Raw genomic sequence first — 14,979 nt, 5'->3', positions numbered from 1 at the left:
AATTGCTGGCAGGGGCTTGTCCCTCCCGCGGCCCGCGCGCGACGGGCGGTTCGACGCAGCCAGACTTTCCTGCGGGCGGGGCCATGGCGGGCCGGCGATCAGCTGCGCCGGTCCGCCGAAGCGGCGGCCGCGCATGGCGAGCCGCCGGGCCTGTGGCGCAATCAGCCTACCAGCGCCTGGGCAAACTCACGGGCGTCGAAGGTTTCGAGGTCCTCGAGCTTCTCGCCCACGCCGATGAAGTAGACCGGCACCGGCGCCGTGCCCGGTTTGGTCCGGGCGCGTTCCTCGCCCCAGCGGGCGATGGCGCAGAGCACGCCGCCCTTGGCCGTGCCGTCGAGCTTGGTCACCACCAGACCGGTGAGGCCCAGCGCATCGTCGAAAGCCTTGACCTGGGCCAGGGCGTTCTGGCCGGTGTTGCCATCGATGACCAGCAGCACCTCGTGCGGGGCGGCCACGCCGTCGGCCGAGCCGGTGTCGGCCTTGCCGATCACGCGCTTGATCTTCTTGAGCTCGTCCATCAGGTGCAACTGCGTCGGCAGGCGGCCGGCGGTGTCGACCAGCACCACGTCCTTGCCGCGCGCCTTGCCCGCGTTGACGGCGTCGAAGGCCACCGCGGACGGGTCGCCGCCCGCCTGGCTGACGATCTCGACCAGGTTGCGGTCGGCCCAGATGGCGAGCTGCTCGCGCGCGGCAGCGCGGAAGGTGTCGGCCGCGGCCAGCAGCACCGTGCAGCCTTCGTTGGCCAGGTGCTTAGTGAGCTTGCCGATGGAGGTGGTCTTGCCCGCGCCGTTGACGCCCGCGACCATGATCACGGTGGGCGTGTGGCGGCCGATTTCCAGCGGCTTTTCCAGCGGCTTGAGCACCTCGGCCACGGCGTCCACCAGCAGGGCGCGCACGGCCTGCGGCGTGGTGGCGCTGTGGCGCCAGACGCGGTCCTTCAGGTCCTGCAGGATGTGCTCCGCGGCCGGGATGCCGGTGTCGGCCATCAGCAGCGCTTCTTCCAGCTGTTCGTAGAGCTCGTCGTCGATCTGGGCATTGACGAACACGGCCTGGATGCCGCTGCCGGTCTTCTTGAGCCCGGTGCGAAGGCGGTTGAGCCAGCCCTGCCGCGAAGGCTCGGAGGCCGGCTCGGCGACGACGGGCGGTGCCGACCGCACCACGGGCGTCGGCGGGGCGACCGGCACGGGGGCGGGCGTGGCGACACTGGCGGGCGGCGCTGTGGGAGCCAGTGGGGTCGGTGGGGTCGGTGGCGTCACCAGTGCCGGGGCAACCGATGGGATGTCGCGGCCGGCAGGAGCGGGTGCCTGGGCCGGCGGCAGGACGGGGGGCACCTCAGGCATCGGCACCGGGCTGGGTGTCGAGGTCGGGAGCTGCGGTGTAACCGACGGGCGGGGCGATGCGGGAGCGACCGGCGTCGGCGCGGGCGCCACCGGTGCCGCGGCGGGAGGCAGGGGCGAAGGCCCCGGGGTCGGCGCGCTCGGCTTGTTTCCGAACCAGCTCGACGGCGAGAACACCGAGCGCCCGCCGCCGGCTTCAGGGGCCGGCGCAGGTGCAGGGGAGGGCGGGGAGCCGGCCGGCGCCGCAGGCTCCGCCGGCGGCTTTTTCTTGAAAAAACTGAACATCCAGGCGCTTTTTAGAATCCGAGCCATTCTATGAAACACCCCCCGCCGAGCCGCCGGCCCCTTGCTGCGGCCCTGCTGGCGGCCTGTCTTGCCCTGGCAGCGCCCGTCCATGCCCAGCAGCCCCCCGCCGAAGGGGCGCCCCTCACCCCCTCCGCATTGCCTTCGGCGGCCCAGCCGCCCCAGCAGTTCCGGCTGGCCAACGGCCTGACGCTGATCGTGCAGCCCGACCACCGTGCCCCCACGGCCGTGCAGATGCTGTGGGTGCGTGTCGGCTCCGTCGACGAGCTGGACGGCACCAGCGGTGTCGCGCACGTGGTCGAGCACATGATGTTCAAGGGCTCGGCCCAGCTCAAGCCGGGCGAGTTCTCGCGCCGCGTGGCGGCGCTGGGCGGGCGGGAGAACGCCTTCACCACCCGCGACTACACCGGCTACTACCAGCAGATCCCCGTCGAACGGCTGGAAGAGGCCATGCGGCTGGAGGCGGACCGCTTCGCCAGCAACCAGTGGCCGGACGACGAATTCAAGCGCGAGATCGAGGTGGTGAAGGAAGAACGCCGCATGCGCACCGAAGACCAGCCCCGCGCGCTGCTGGGCGAGCAGCAGAACGCGGCCATCTTCGACGCCTCGCCCTACCGGCGGCCGGTGGTCGGCTGGATGAGCGACCTGTCGGCCATGACGCCCGACGACGTGCGTGCCTTCTATCGACGCTGGTACGTGCCCGACAACGCGGCCATCGTGGTGGCTGGCGATGTCGATCCGCAGAAGGTGCGGGCGATGGCCGAGCGCTACTACGGTCGCATCCCGGCGCGCGCCGTGCCGGTTCGCAAGCCCTACACCGAGCTGCCGCAGCGCGGCATCCGGCGCATCGAATTCAAGGCACCCGCCGAGCAGGCCTATGTGTCGCTGGCCTTCCGTGTGCCGCAGCTGGATTCCCTCGACGAGGACTCCGACGCCTGGGCCCTGCTGGTGCTGGCGGCGGTGCTGGACGGCTACAACGGCTCGCGGCTGGACCGTGCCCTGGTGCGCGGCCCCGAGCGCGTGGCCGACGGCGTGAGCGCTGGCTACGGCCTGTACGGCCGCGGGCCGCAGCTCTTCTACCTGACCGGCGTTCCGGCGGCCGGCAAGACCACCGAGGCTGTCGAGGCCGCCTTGCGTGCCCAGGTGGCGCGCATCGCCCAGGAAGGCGTCTCCGAGTCCGAACTCGCTCGCGTGAAGACGCAGTGGGTCGCCAGCGAAACCTACAAGCGCGACTCGGTCATGGCCCAGGCGCGCGAGCTGGGCAGCCAGTGGGTGCAGGGCCTGCCGCTCGACGCCGATGCCCGCATGCTGGCCAAGCTGCTGGCCGTGACGCCGGCCCAGGTGCAGGCCGTCGCCGGCCGCTATTTCGGGGACGACCAACTGACCGTCGCCACGCTGCGGCCGCAGCCCATGTCGTCGGCGGCCAAGCGGCCGCGCAGCCCCTTCGGCCCGGTGGGAGAGATCCGATGAAGCGCGCTCTTGTCCTGATGCGGCGCTGTCGCCGCACCGCCCTGCTGGCCGTGCTGGCCGGCGCCGCCGGCCTGGCCCAGGCGGGCGTGGCGATCGAACACTGGCGCCTGGCCAACGGCGCGCAGGTCTATCTGGCGCGCACCCCGGCCCTGCCCATCGTCGATGTGCAGATTGATGTCGACGCCGGCAGCCGGCGCGACCCCGCCGCCCAGTCCGGCCTGGCGGGCGCCACGGCCGGCATGGCCGAGAAGGGCGTGCGGGCCAGCGGCAGCGAACCCGCGCTGGACGAGAACCAGCTGGGCGAGGCCTGGGCCGACCTGGGCGCCGAGTTCGACGTCGGCGCCAGCGCCGACCGCATGAGCTTCAGCCTGCGCAGCCTGGCCGATCCGGCGCTGCTGGCCCGCGCGGCGGCCCTGGCTTCGCGCGAGATCGGCGAGCCGGCCTTCCCCGACGAGGTCTGGCGCCGTGAGCGCGAGCGCATCGCCGCCGGCCTGCGCGAGGCCGACACCCGGCCGGCCAGCGTCGCCGGACGCGCCTTCGCGCGCGATGTCTACGGCGGCCATCCCTACGGCCAGGAGATGACCCAGGCGACCCTGGCGGCCATCGGCATCGAGGACATGCGGCGCTTCCATGCCGAGTTCGTGCGGCCCTGCCGGGCCAAGGTGAGCGTGGTGGGTGCCATCGACCGGCCGGGCGCGGAACGCCTGGCGACGCAGCTGCTCTCGCGCCTGCCGCAGCAGGGCTGCCCGGCCCTCGCCGCGGTGCCCGAGGTGCCGCCTCTGGCCGAGCCGCGCCTGGAGCGCATCCCCTTCGACTCGGCGCAGGTGCATGTGTGGATCGGCCAGCCGGGCTACCGCCGGGCCGATGCCGACCACTTCGCGCTCACGCTGGGCAACTACATCCTGGGCGGCGGCGGCTTCGTCTCGCGCCTGACCGAGGCGGTGCGCGAGAAGCGCGGGCTGGCCTACAGCGTCTACAGCGGCTTCTCGCCCGGGCTGCATGCGGGCGCCTTCCGCATCGGCTTCCAGACGCGGCCAGATCAGGCCGAGCAGGCCGTGGCCGTGGCGCGCGAGGTGCTGGCGAAGTTCGTCGCCGAGGGGCCGACGGCGGCCGAACTGCAGGCGGCCAAGGACAACCTGATCGGCGGCTTTCCCCTGCTGCTGGACAGCAACCGCAAGCTGCTGGGCAACGTGGCCAACATCGCGTGGAACGACCTGCCCCTGGACTACCTCGACACCTGGCGCGAACGCGTGAACGCCGTCACCGTCGAGGATGTGCGCGCCGCCTTCCAGCGCAAGCTGCAGCCGCAGCGCATGGTGACGGTCATCGTGGGCGGCACGGACAAGGCGCGCTGAGCACGGCGCGGGGCGCATCGGCGCCCCCGCGTCCTCGGTCCGGGTCATGGGCGCCGTTAAGCTCGGCCCGATGAACCGAAGCAAGTCCTCCACGAAGGCCGGTGCGGGCCGGCCCCACGAAGTCCGCATCATCGGCGGCGCGTGGCGCCGCACGCGGCTGCCCGTCGCCGATCGGCCCGGTCTGCGCCCCACGCCCGACCGGGTCCGCGAGACCCTCTTCAACTGGCTGGCCAGCCTGGCGGGTGCCAGCGGCGGGGAGTTGCCGGGCTGGCGCTGCATCGACGTCTTCGCGGGTACCGGCGCGCTTGGCTTCGAGGCGGCCTCGCGCGGTGCGGCCGAGGTGCTGGTCTGCGAGCAGGATGCCGCGCTGCTGCAGCAGATGAAGGCCACGCGCGACAAGCTGCAGGCCGATGCCGTGCAGGTGCAGCGTGGCGATGGCACCGCCTGGCTGGAGCGCAGCAGCCCGCGCCACTGGCATGCCATCTTCCTCGACCCGCCCTTCGAACAGGCGGCGCTGTACGAGCGCGCACTCAAGGCCGCGGCGGCAGCGCTGCAGCCCGACGGCGTGGTCTATCTGGAGGCCGACCAGGCCTGGACCGACGAGCGCCTTGCGCCTTACGGGCTGGCCGTCTTCCGCCACCTCAAGGCAGGCGCTGTGCATGCGCACCTGCTCAAGCCCCTGGCACCGGCGACCTGACGCGCGTCCGCGCGTACCCGGGCGCGATATGGTGCAGTGCAGCGTGGCGTACATAATGCGCGCCGAGACAACCCCCGGCCCCCGACCCAGGAGGAAGAGATGACGACCGATGTGATAGCCGTCTACCCCGGCACCTTCGACCCCATGACGCTTGGCCATGAGGACGTGGTCCGCCGTGCCACGCAGCTGTTCCCGAAGGTGATCGTGGCCGTCGCGGCCGGACACCACAAGAAGGCGCTGTTCTCGCTGGCCGAGCGCATCGAGATGGCCCGCGCCGTGGCCGAGCCCTTTGGCGACCGGGTGACGGTCGAGAGCTTCTCGGGCCTGCTGCGCGACTTCGTGGTCGAGCGCGGCGGCAAGGCCATGGTGCGCGGCCTGCGCGCCGTGACTGACTTCGATTACGAATTCCAGCTGGCCGGCATGAACCGTTCGCTCATGCCCGAGGTCGAGACCGTCTTCCTCACGCCCAGCGACAAGTACCAGTTCATCTCCAGCACCTTCGTGCGCGAGATCGCCATGCTCGGCGGCGAGGTGGACAAGTTTGTCTCGCCGCACGTGCAGGAGCGGCTGGCCGCCAAGGTGCGCAGCCTGGGCCGCGAATGAGGCGGGTGGGCGGACCCGTGCACATTCCGGGCTCGCCCGCCGTCCTTCGCGCGGCATGAACGCGCGGGCCCTTCCCCGCCTCCACGCCCTGGGCGACGCCGCCCTGCTGTGCGAGCTGCCGCCGCCTTCCACGCTGCTGGCGCAGCAACGCATCTGGGCCCTGGCGCGCGAGGCCGCCGCGTGGCCCGAGGTGCAGGAGGTGCTCCCGGGCATGAACAACCTCACCCTGCTGTTCGATCCGCAGCAGGTCGATGCCGGCGAGCTGGAGTTGCGCGTGCTCACCGCATGGCCCGCGCTCGCCGTCGAGGCCCCGGGCGCTGGCCGCGTCGTGGAGATCCCGGTCGCCTATGGCGGAGAGCACGGCCCCGACCTGGACGATGTCGCCCGTCACACGGGCCTGTCTCCGGCCGAGGTGGTGCGCCGCCATGCGGCCGGCGAGTACGTGGTCTACCTGCTGGGCTTTTTGCCCGGCTTCGCCTTCATGGGCGGCCTTGCGCCCGAGCTGCACACGCCGCGCCGGCGCGAGCCGCGCACCGCGGTGCCGGCGCGGTCGGTGGGCATCGGCGGTGCGCAGACGGGCATCTATCCGCTCGACTCGCCGGGCGGCTGGCAGCTGATCGGCCGCACCGCGCTCACGCTGTTCGACCCGGCGGCCGAGCCGCCCACGCTGCTGCAGCCGGGCGATCGGGTGCGCTTCGTGCCTGAGAGCGTGACGCTGTGATCCTCGTCCACAAGCCCGGGCTGCTCGCCTCGGTCCAGGACCTGGGCCGCGAGGGCCATCGCCAGCGCGGCATCTGCCCGGGCGGCGCGCTGGACCGCGCGGCGCTGGCGGTGGCCAACCGGCTGGTGGGCAATGCGTGTGGCGCCGCCGGGCTCGAACTCACGATGGGCAACGCCGAGTTGCGTTTCGAGGCGCCGACGCGCATCGCACTGATGGGCGACGACTTCGGCGCCCGCCTGGACGGTCGCGCGTTGCGCCCGGGGTGGAGCGTGCCCGTGCAGGCGGGCGCGCGCCTGGTGCTGGGTGGCGTCAATGCGCAGGCGGGCAAGGCCGGCGTGCGCAGCTGGCTGGCCGTGGCGGGTGGCATCGACGTGCCGCAGGTGCTGGGATCGCGCAGCACGGACCTCAAGGCCGGCTTCGGCGGGCTGGACGGTCGGGCGCTGAAGAAGGGCGACCGGCTGCCGCTGGGCGTGTCCGCGCTGACGGAGGCGCAGCGCGCGCGGCCCGCCTTCGGTATCCATCCGCTCGACCCCTGGCGCGACGAGGGCGCGGCGGAGCCGGTCTGCGCGCTGCCGCCCGAAGACGGCGTGTGGCCGCTGCGCGTGATGCCCGGGCCCGAATACGCGCAGTTCGGCGCCGCGGCGCGCACGCAGTTCTGGCAGGCCGCCTGGCGCATCACGCCGCAGAGCAACCGCATGGGCAGCCGGCTCGAAGGCCCTGCGCTCAAGCGCGGGCACGAGGTCGACATGCTCTCCGCCGGTGTGGTGCCCGGCACCATCCAGGTCCCGCCTTCGGGCCAGCCCATCGTGCTGATGGGCGATGCCCAGACCACCGGCGGCTATCCGCGCATCGGCGTGGTGATCCGCGCCGACCTGTGGAAGCTGGCGCAGGCGCCGTTGGGCAGCCGGCTGCGCATGGTCGAGGTCGACGCCGCCGCGGCGGCGCGGGCCTGGCAGGCGCTCGAACGTTGGCGCCACGACATCGACCGCGGCCTCGCCGCGCTCGGCTGGCCGGCCGCGCCGCCGGTACGCCTCTGACTCTCTTTCTGGAGCAAGGAACCATGCAGATCGACCTGAATGCCGACCTCGGCGAAGGCGCCGGCAACGACGAAGCCCTGCTGGGCCTGGTGAGTTCGGCCAACATCGCCTGCGGCTGGCATGCCGGCGACGCGCTGACCATGCAGCAGTGCGTGCGCTGGGCGCTGGCCAAGGGCGTGGCCATCGGCGCGCATCCCAGCTTTCCGGACCGCGAGAACTTCGGCCGCAGCGCCATGCAGCTGCCGCCGGCGCAGATCGTGGCCGACATGCTCTACCAGATCGGCGCGCTGGACGCGATCGTGCGCGCCGAAGGCGGGCGCCTGGCGCACGTCAAGCCGCACGGCATGCTCTACAACCAGGCGGTGAAGGAGCCCGAGCTGGCCGCGGCCCTGTGCGAGGCGGTGCGCCGCTTCGACCCGTCGCTCAAATTCTTCGGCCTGGCGGGCAGCGGCATGATCGACGCCGCACGCGCCGCCGGCCTGACGCCGGTCGAAGAAGTCTTCGCCGACCGGGGCTACATGCCCGACGGCAGCCTGGTGCCGCGCAGCCAGGCGGGCGCGCTGATCGAGAGCGAGGAACAGTCGCTCGCGCAGACGCTGTCGCTGGTGCGCGACCGGCAGGTCACCGCCATCGACGGCAGCGTGGTGCCGGTCAACGCGCAGAGCGTGTGCCTGCATGGGGACGGCGCCCATGCGCTGGCCTTCGCGCGCCGCATCCGCGAGCGGCTGGCGGCCGAGGGCATCGGCGTCGCACCCTTCGCGGGCTGACGCTCGCTTTCGCCCTTGGCGCCGGGCAGGCAGCGCAGGCGCTCAGCCCAGCGTGTCGTACACGCCCTTCTCGAAGCGATAGAGCAGCTCCATCACCCGTGCATCCGCGAAAGGGAAGGTCTGCGTCGCCAGCAGCCCGGCGATGCCGGTGTGCGGGTCGATCCAGAAGAAGCTGTTGGCCAGCCCCGCCCACGACAGGCTGCCGGCGGGCCGGCCGGTGGGCGCCGGCTGCTCGTTGATCTGGAAGGCCAGGCTCCAGCGCTTGGTGATTCCGGGAAAGAACTCCGCGTCGGCCGTGAGCGGGATGGCCGCCTTGAGCAGGCTCACGCGCGCATTGCCGATCTGGTTGAGCGACAGGTGCGTGGTCACCGTCTCGGGCCGCAGCACGCGCTCGCCGTCGAGCTGGCCCAGGTTGAGCACCATGCGCATGAAGCGCGCGTAGTCGCCCATGGTGCTGTAGAGCCCGCCGCCGCCCATGTGGAATTCGGGCTCCTGCGCGATCTCGAAGGGGAAGGGCGCGAAGGCGCCGTCCTCGCCCCGCAGGTGCACGCCGGCCAGGCGCTGGCGCATGTCGGGCGTGATGCGAAAGCCGGTGCTCGCCATGCCCAGCGGCTCCCAGAGGTTCTGGCGCATGAATTCGCCCAGCGTCAGGCCGCTGACGGCCTCGACCATGCGGCCGGCCCAGTCGATGCCCACGCCGTATTCCCAGCGCTCGCCAGGGTCGGCCAGCAGCGGCAGCGTCAGGGCCTTGAGCTGGCAGCCGATGACGCCCGGGATGTCCAGCGCCGCCTGCACCTTCTGCATGTCGGGGTTCCAGATCTCGTAGCTGCAGCCGGAACTGTGCGAGAGCAGGTGGCGCAGCGTGACCGGCCGCCTGGGCGGCCGGGTGGTCGGCCGGCCCTCGGCGTCGAAGCCGGTCAGCACGCCCAGCTCGCCGATGGCGGGCACCACGCGGGCAGCGGGCGCGTCCAGGTCGAGCAGGCCGCGTTCCACGCACTGCACGGCCGCGACCGAGGTGAGGGCCTTGGTCATGGAGGCGATCCAGAGCACGGTATCGGACGTCATGGCGACGCCGCTGCTCAACTGGCGCTCGCCAGCTGCACCTTCATAGACCAGGCCGTCGCGGTCGGCCACGAGAGCCACCACGCCGGGGGCTTGGCCGCTGGCCACGCCTTCGGCCAGGATGGTGTCGAGGGTCGTCTTGAGGGTCATGTCTGTCTCCTGTGTCGTTGGAAGCACGCACGCTGGCGCGGCGGCCGCGCGGGCGGCCTGCCGGAAAAGTCTAGGAAGCCGTTGCCCCGGCGGCTCGCCGTATCGCGCCAGCCGGCTGGCCGGTGCGTGCCAGCGGAGGCGCGGCGCGCAGGCGCTCAGCGCAGTGCCTGGGCGCGGAAGGCGGCGGGCGCGATGCCGCGCTGGCGCAGGAACTGCCGTGCGAAGTGCGAGGCATCGGCAAAGCCGCATCGCCGGCCGATTTCGGCCACGCCCAGGTGGCGCAGGCGCGGCTGCGCCAGCATGCCGGCGGCGGCCTCCACCCGCAGGGCCATCAGCGTGGGCAGAAAGCCGCGGCCCTGCGCCGCCATGGCGCGGTGCAGGGCGCGCAGCGACACGCCCGCCTCGGTGGCGACTTCGGCCGCAGTCAGCCCGGGTTGCATGAAGCGCGCGCGCAGCACGCCGAGGATGCGGGCCTGCGCATCGGGTGGCTCGGGCTGCGCAGGGGCGTGCGCATCGCCCAGCAGCGAGAGCAGGCCGCCCAACTGGGCCTCGATCAAGGCGTCATGGTCGGCCGGCTGTTGGCGCAAGGCCCGGGGCACCAGCGCCTCCTTGACGCCGCGAAGCGCCAGGCCCCAGCCGGCATCGGCCCGCAGCGGCCGGCCGATGAGCCGGGCCGGGTCGGCCACCCAGTGCGCCACCCAGTCGATGGGCAGTTCGATGGACAGGTCGTCCAGTCCCGCGCCGAAGTCGAAGGCATAGGGCTCGCGCGAGTCGATCAGTACCGCATCGCCCGGCTGGAGCAGGGCCGTGTGGCCCGCCTGGGCGGCGCGCCAGGGCAGGCGCGGCTGGGAGAGCAGGTAGTAGGCGTTGTGCTGGCTGCGTGCGATGTCGGCCGCGCCGCGCACGATCTTCTGCGGCGTGCCGCGCGCCTGGTGCGGCAGGATGCGCTGCAGGGCACAGCGCTCGATGCTGCCGAAGAAGCCGTCGCGCTGCAGCGGCACGGCGTCCATCTCCAGCACGGTGGCATGCAGCGCATCGCGCCAGCCGCGCAGCCGCTGGGGCTCGGGCAGGCTTTCCGAAGACCAGGAACAGAGGTTTCTCATGGGCGACCTCGGCAGCGGACGGGAGGCCGAGCATACGTCCGGCGGCGTGTGTGGCGCGGGTGACGCCGGGGACGGGCGCCGCTTCGTTGGGCGCGCGACGTGGATGGTGATCAGCGCAGGAAGGGCGCCAGCCACCGCAGCAGCGCGGCATTCACCGCGTCCGGCGCTTCCATGGTGAGCATGTGGCCCGCCTCGGCCAGCCACACCACCTCGGCCTGCGGGATCAGCGCCGCCATCGCGTGCGTGCAGTCCGGTGGCGTGAGCCGGTCCGCCTCGCCGCACATCAGCAGCACGGGGCAGCGCAGGCCGCCCAGGTGCAGCCGCGCATCGGGCCGTGCCATGACGGCGCGGTTCTGGCGGATCAGCTGTTTGGCACCGGCATCCAGCACCATGGCCAGGTAGCGCTGCACCAGGGCCGGGTCCGCGGCATTCGTGGGATGGAAGGCGAAGGCCATGTTGGCGCGGATCACCGCCTCGGCGCGGTCGGCGGCGAACTCCTCGATGGCGGCGCTGCGCAGCGCGTGCATCTCCGGCGTTTCCGGCAGGGGCGAGGTCCCGAGCAGCGCCAGGCCGGCGATGCGCCCGGGCGCCTGGCGCGCGGCCTCCATGGCCACCATGCCGCCCATGGAGGCACCGGCCAGCAGCAGCGGGCCGTCCTCCTGCGCCAGCAGCGCGGCGGCCATGGCCTTGATGGTGTCGTGGTGGCGGCTGACGTCCGCCACACGGGGGCGCAGCGCGGCGGGCATGGCCGGCATCTGTGCCTCCCACAGGCGTTCGTCGCAGGCAAGGCCGGGCAGGAAAACGAGGCGGGGCAGTGCGGTGTCGGACATGCGGCCATTGTTGCAGCGGCCGTCGCGCGGTGCGCCATCGGCATAGGCTGCACGGCCAGCAGCCAGCGCGGTCCCGGCTGCCTAGACTGCGCGTCGATCCAACGCCGGAGCCCCTTTCCATGAACCTGGTCCAACGCGTGCAGGACATCCTGCTGCACCCCAAGCGCACCTGGCCCGAGATCGAGGCCGAATCCACCGACGCGGCCACGCTCTACCGCGAGTACGTGCTGATCCTGGCGGCGATCCCGGCCATTGCCGGCTTCATCGGCCTGTCGATCATCGGGGCCGGCGCGTTTGGCGTCAGCTTCCGGCTGCCCATCGTGACCGGGCTGGTGCAGGCCGTCGTGAGCTATGTGCTGTCGCTGGTGATGGTCTATGTGCTGGCGCTGATCGTGGACGCGCTGGCGCCCAGCTTCGGCGGGCAGCGCAGCCCGATCCAGGCCCTCAAGCTGGTGGCCTATGCCAGCACCGCCGGCTTCGTGGGCGGCATCTTCAGCCTGCTGCCCTCGCTCGCGGTGCTGGGGGCGCTGGTGGGCCTCTATTCGGTCTATCTCTTCTACACCGGCGTGCCGGTGCTCATGAAATGCCCGGCGGACAAGGCGCTGGTCTACACGGTGGTGTTCGCGCTGTGCGCCATCGTGGCTTCGCTGGTGCTGGGTGCGCTGCTGTCGGTGTTCACACCCGCTCCTCGCATGCCGGTGGGGGCCTTGCCCCTGGCTCTGCCTCTGGCTTGACAGGAACAGGGCCGGCCCGCCATGGACAATGGCCGGCGCATGCCCACCGACCTGATCCTCATCCGCCATGGCGAGACGGACTGGAACCGCGAACTGCGCTTCCAGGGCCACATCGACGTTCCCCTCAACGACACCGGCCACGAGCAGGCCCGCCGCCTGGGCCTGGCGCTGGCCCGTGAGCCGGTGCAGCACATCGTCTGCAGCGACCTGCTGCGCACCCAGCAGACGGCAGCGCCCGCGGCGCAGCAACTGGGCCTGCCGGTGCGCACCACGGTCACGCTGCGCGAGCAGGCCTTCGGCGTGGGCGAGGGCCTGCGGGCCGAGGAGATCCGAGAGAAGCATCCCGAAGCCTGGGACGGCTGGCTGCGCTTCGAGGCCGACCGCTCGTTGCCCGGCGGCGAGAGCACGCGGCAGTTCCATGCCCGGGTGATGCAGGCGCTGGCCGACATTGCTGCGCAGCATGCGGGCGGCCCGGTGCTGGTGGTCACGCACGGCGGCGTGCTCGACATGGTCTGGCGCACGGTGCACGGCCTGGGCCTGGACGGGCCGCGGCAGAGCGACATTCCCAACGCGGGCATCAACCGCATCCGCATCGACGACCCGGCGAGGCCCGAGGCGCTGGCCATCGTCGGCTGGGCCGAGACGGCGCATCTGGAAGGCCTGGGCCCGCAGCCCAGCTACGACCAGCGGCGGCATCTCAAGATCGGCTGAGCCGACGCATGAACCACGTCTGGATCGACACCGACCTCGGCTTCGACGACCTGGCCGCCGTGATCACGGTGGCGCAGCAGCCGGGCTGGACCATCGACGGACTCTCCCTGGTGGCCGGCAATGCGCCGCTGCCGGTGGTGACGGACAACGCCCTGCGCGCGGCGCACTGCTTCGGCTGGCGCATGCCGATCCATGCGGGCTGTTCTGCGCCGCTGGTGGGCGCGCTGGTCACGGCGCAGAACATCCTGGGCGAGGACGCGATGGCCTCGGCTGGCGAGCAACTGCCGCCTGCGCGTGCGGTGCTCGATGCGCTGCCTGCTTTCGACGCCCTGGCCGCCTGGCTGCGGCAGGCCGACGCGCCGGCCACCGTGCTGGCCCTGGGCCCGCTCACCAACGTCGCCACCCTGCTGCAGCGCGACGCCGCGCTGGCACCGCGCATCGGCCGGCTGGTCTGGATGGGCGGCAGCGCCGGCCCGGGCAACCACACGGCCGCGGCCGAGTTCAACGCCGCGGTGGACCCTGAGGCGATCAATGTCGTGCTCGATGCCGGCGTGCCGCTGGAGATGGTGGGCCTGGATGCCTGCCGCCAGGTGCGCGTGCATGCCGACGATGCGCAGCGCCTGCGCGACCTGGGCACACCGCGTGGCCGGCTGCTGGGCGACCTGCTGCTGGGCTATGTGCGCATCGCCAGCCCCGACGGCCGCCTGCCCATGTCGCTGTACGACCCTACGGCCGCCGCGGCGCTGGTGGACGCCGACTGCATGCAGTGGCGCCCGGCCCATGTGGTGGCCGAGTGCGAGGGCCGCCACACCCGCGGCATGACCGTGGTGGAGTGGCGCGTGCCGCGCAAGGCCCCGGCCAATGCGCGCGTGGCCCACATCGCCGACGAGGCGCGCGTGCGGCGCGTGGTGCTGGACGCCCTGGCCGCCGCGGCGACCTGAGCCCGAGCCCTGCACTGGGTCGGACGCTGCACATCACGCTCACCGAGCAGCCCGGCACTACGATGCCCCGATGACCGACGCGCTCACCGACTTCTGCCATGCCCTGCCCAAGGTGGAACTGCATTGCCACCTGCTCGGCACCGTACGCCACGCCACCTTCAGCGACCTGGCGCGGCGTGCGCAGGCGGCCATCACCCAGCCCGAGATCGACGCCTTCTACATCCGCGGCGAGAAGCCGGTGGGTGTGCTCAAGGCGCTGCGCACGCTGGATGCGCAGCTCATCCGCTCGCCCGACGGCCTGCACCGACTGACCTACGAATACCTGCAGGACGCCGCCGCCCACACCGTGCGCTATGCCGAGTTCTTCTGGAACCCCACGGGCACGGCGCAGAAGTCGGGCATCGCCTATCCGCAGGCCCTGGCTGCCATCGTGCGTGCCATCCATGATGCCGAGGCGGACCATGGCATCGTCGGCCGGCTGATCCCCGCCATCGACCGCGAGGCCTCGCCCGAGGCGGCCGTGGAGATGGTCGAGTGGGTGCGGGCGCACCGCGTGGACGAGGTGGTGGGTATCGGCATCGACTACAGCGAGATCGAACACCCGCCCGAGTGGTTCGTACCTGCCTATGCGCTGGCGCGGGAGGGCGGCCTCAAGACCACCGCCCATGCCGGCGAGTTCGGCATGCCCTGGACCAACGTGCGCACCGCCGTCGAGCTGCTGAAGGTGGACCGCATCGACCACGGCTACACCATCGTCGACGCGCCCGACTTCGCGCGCGAATGCGCCGAGCGCGGCATCGTCTTCACCGTGGTGCCGACCAACTCCTACTACCTGCGCACCCTGCCGCCCGAGCGCTGGGCGCTGGACCATCCGATCCGCCGCATGCCGGGCCTGGGCCTGCGCATCCATCCCAACACCGATGACCCGACGCTGCACCTGGTCACGCCGACGCAGGCCTGGCGCAAGATGGTGAGCGACTTCGGCTTCACGCGCGAGGACCTGCGCGACTTCATGTTCAACGGCCTGGATGCGGCCTGGATCGACGACAGCACCCGCAGTGCCTGGCGCGCGGCGTTCACGCGCGAGTGCGATGCGCTGATGGCGCAGGGCTGAACGTCAGCGGCCGCGTCCTCAGGCGATTCAACGAGGAGGAGCCG

15 protein-coding genes are annotated in these 14,979 nt (G+C 72.3%); 11 read left to right on the top strand and 4 right to left on the bottom strand.

Translation table 11 applies throughout. The features are described 5' to 3' along the window. Positions 1-161 precede the first annotated feature (161 nt). Positions 162-1,622, bottom strand: a complete 1,461-nt coding sequence (gene ftsY, locus ABIC63_RS19875; RefSeq protein WP_354321065.1) for a signal recognition particle-docking protein FtsY — start codon at positions 1,620-1,622, stop codon at positions 162-164. A gap of 30 nt (positions 1,623-1,652) precedes the next feature. On the opposite strand from ftsY, the gene ABIC63_RS19870 reads away from it, so the two are divergent. The 7 genes from ABIC63_RS19870 (at position 1,653) to pxpA (ending at position 8,290) form a co-directional block, all read left to right on the top strand. Next, positions 1,653-3,110: a M16 family metallopeptidase gene (locus ABIC63_RS19870; RefSeq protein WP_294377650.1), complete on the top strand. Its 1,458-nt coding sequence runs from the start codon at positions 1,653-1,655 to the stop codon at positions 3,108-3,110. Further along, a complete protein-coding gene (locus tag ABIC63_RS19865) occupies positions 3,107-4,465 on the top strand; it encodes a M16 family metallopeptidase (RefSeq protein ID WP_502935894.1) in 1,359 nt (452 codons plus the stop codon). Before ABIC63_RS19870 ends, ABIC63_RS19865 begins: the two co-directional genes overlap by 4 nt. A gap of 70 nt (positions 4,466-4,535) precedes the next feature. After that, a complete protein-coding gene (gene rsmD / locus ABIC63_RS19860) occupies positions 4,536-5,162 on the top strand; it encodes a 16S rRNA (guanine(966)-N(2))-methyltransferase RsmD (RefSeq protein ID WP_294377646.1) in 627 nt (208 codons plus the stop codon). Between the two features lie 99 nt (positions 5,163-5,261). Then, entirely contained in the window at positions 5,262-5,765 is a 504-nt protein-coding gene (gene coaD, locus ABIC63_RS19855; protein WP_234196954.1) for a pantetheine-phosphate adenylyltransferase, read from the top strand. Positions 5,766-5,820: 55 nt separating this feature from the next. Continuing rightward, the gene (gene pxpB / locus ABIC63_RS19850) at positions 5,821-6,486 is read left to right on the top strand and encodes a 5-oxoprolinase subunit PxpB (protein ID WP_354321064.1); all 666 of its coding nucleotides are present in this window, start codon (positions 5,821-5,823) and stop codon (positions 6,484-6,486) included. After that, entirely contained in the window at positions 6,483-7,523 is a 1,041-nt protein-coding gene (locus ABIC63_RS19845) for a 5-oxoprolinase subunit C family protein (protein WP_354321063.1), read from the top strand. Before pxpB ends, ABIC63_RS19845 begins: the two co-directional genes overlap by 4 nt. 23 nt (positions 7,524-7,546) lie before the next feature. After that, on the top strand, positions 7,547-8,290 hold the full coding sequence (pxpA, locus tag ABIC63_RS19840) for a 5-oxoprolinase subunit PxpA (RefSeq protein ID WP_354321062.1): 744 nt from the start codon (positions 7,547-7,549) through the stop codon (positions 8,288-8,290). A gap of 42 nt (positions 8,291-8,332) precedes the next feature. Here the strand turns inward: pxpA and ABIC63_RS19835 are convergent, their stop codons facing one another. The 3 genes from ABIC63_RS19835 to ABIC63_RS19825 form a co-directional block, all read right to left on the bottom strand. Next, a complete protein-coding gene (locus ABIC63_RS19835) occupies positions 8,333-9,502 on the bottom strand; it encodes a serine hydrolase domain-containing protein (protein WP_354321061.1) in 1,170 nt (389 codons plus the stop codon). A gap of 155 nt (positions 9,503-9,657) precedes the next feature. Beyond that, complete coding sequence (locus tag ABIC63_RS19830; RefSeq protein WP_294377630.1) at positions 9,658-10,605, bottom strand: helix-turn-helix domain-containing protein; 948 nt, start codon at positions 10,603-10,605, stop codon at positions 9,658-9,660. A gap of 110 nt (positions 10,606-10,715) precedes the next feature. Continuing rightward, positions 10,716-11,435 (bottom strand): alpha/beta fold hydrolase, encoded by a 720-nt coding sequence (locus tag ABIC63_RS19825; protein WP_354321060.1) that lies wholly within the window; start codon positions 11,433-11,435, stop codon positions 10,716-10,718. Between the two features lie 119 nt (positions 11,436-11,554). On the opposite strand from ABIC63_RS19825, the gene ABIC63_RS19820 reads away from it, so the two are divergent. The 4 genes from ABIC63_RS19820 (at position 11,555) to ABIC63_RS19805 (ending at position 14,935) form a co-directional block, all read left to right on the top strand. Further along, positions 11,555-12,169, top strand: coding sequence for a Yip1 family protein (locus tag ABIC63_RS19820; protein WP_294377626.1), 615 nt, complete (start codon positions 11,555-11,557; stop codon positions 12,167-12,169). Positions 12,170-12,208: 39 nt separating this feature from the next. Next, on the top strand, positions 12,209-12,880 hold the full coding sequence (locus ABIC63_RS19815) for a histidine phosphatase family protein (RefSeq protein ID WP_294377623.1): 672 nt from the start codon (positions 12,209-12,211) through the stop codon (positions 12,878-12,880). Between the two features lie 8 nt (positions 12,881-12,888). Then, positions 12,889-13,821: a nucleoside hydrolase gene (locus ABIC63_RS19810; protein WP_294377620.1), complete on the top strand. Its 933-nt coding sequence runs from the start codon at positions 12,889-12,891 to the stop codon at positions 13,819-13,821. 70 nt (positions 13,822-13,891) lie between these two features. Further along, entirely contained in the window at positions 13,892-14,935 is a 1,044-nt protein-coding gene (locus tag ABIC63_RS19805) for an adenosine deaminase family protein (RefSeq protein WP_354321059.1), read from the top strand. Positions 14,936-14,979: the final 44 nt, after the last annotated feature.

It is taken from the genome of Pseudacidovorax sp. 1753 (genome assembly GCF_040544975.1).
Lineage (GTDB): Bacteria > Pseudomonadota > Gammaproteobacteria > Burkholderiales > Burkholderiaceae_C > Xenophilus.
Note: the sequence above shows the minus strand (reverse complement) of the source record. Positions and strands in the feature narration are given on the sequence as shown.

What these genes read in the sequence shown, in the direction of transcription:
- ftsY (WP_354321065.1), bottom strand. Translation starts at nt 1,622, where the DNA reads ATGTTCAGTTTTTTCAAGAAAAAGCCGCCGGCGGAGCCTGCGGCGCCG.
- ABIC63_RS19870 (WP_294377650.1), top strand. Translation starts at nt 1,653, where the DNA reads ATGAAACACCCCCCGCCGAGCCGCCGGCCCCTTGCTGCGGCCCTGCTG.
- ABIC63_RS19865 (WP_502935894.1), top strand. Translation starts at nt 3,107, where the DNA reads ATGAAGCGCGCTCTTGTCCTGATGCGGCGCTGTCGCCGCACCGCCCTG.
- rsmD (WP_294377646.1), top strand. Translation starts at nt 4,536, where the DNA reads ATGAACCGAAGCAAGTCCTCCACGAAGGCCGGTGCGGGCCGGCCCCAC.
- coaD (WP_234196954.1), top strand. Translation starts at nt 5,262, where the DNA reads ATGACGACCGATGTGATAGCCGTCTACCCCGGCACCTTCGACCCCATG.
- pxpB (WP_354321064.1), top strand. Translation starts at nt 5,821, where the DNA reads ATGAACGCGCGGGCCCTTCCCCGCCTCCACGCCCTGGGCGACGCCGCC.
- pxpA (WP_354321062.1), top strand. Translation starts at nt 7,547, where the DNA reads ATGCAGATCGACCTGAATGCCGACCTCGGCGAAGGCGCCGGCAACGAC.
- ABIC63_RS19835 (WP_354321061.1), bottom strand. Translation starts at nt 9,502, where the DNA reads ATGACCCTCAAGACGACCCTCGACACCATCCTGGCCGAAGGCGTGGCC.
- ABIC63_RS19830 (WP_294377630.1), bottom strand. Translation starts at nt 10,605, where the DNA reads ATGAGAAACCTCTGTTCCTGGTCTTCGGAAAGCCTGCCCGAGCCCCAG.
- ABIC63_RS19825 (WP_354321060.1), bottom strand. Translation starts at nt 11,435, where the DNA reads ATGTCCGACACCGCACTGCCCCGCCTCGTTTTCCTGCCCGGCCTTGCC.
- ABIC63_RS19820 (WP_294377626.1), top strand. Translation starts at nt 11,555, where the DNA reads ATGAACCTGGTCCAACGCGTGCAGGACATCCTGCTGCACCCCAAGCGC.
- ABIC63_RS19815 (WP_294377623.1), top strand. Translation starts at nt 12,209, where the DNA reads ATGCCCACCGACCTGATCCTCATCCGCCATGGCGAGACGGACTGGAAC.
- ABIC63_RS19810 (WP_294377620.1), top strand. Translation starts at nt 12,889, where the DNA reads ATGAACCACGTCTGGATCGACACCGACCTCGGCTTCGACGACCTGGCC.
- ABIC63_RS19805 (WP_354321059.1), top strand. Translation starts at nt 13,892, where the DNA reads ATGACCGACGCGCTCACCGACTTCTGCCATGCCCTGCCCAAGGTGGAA.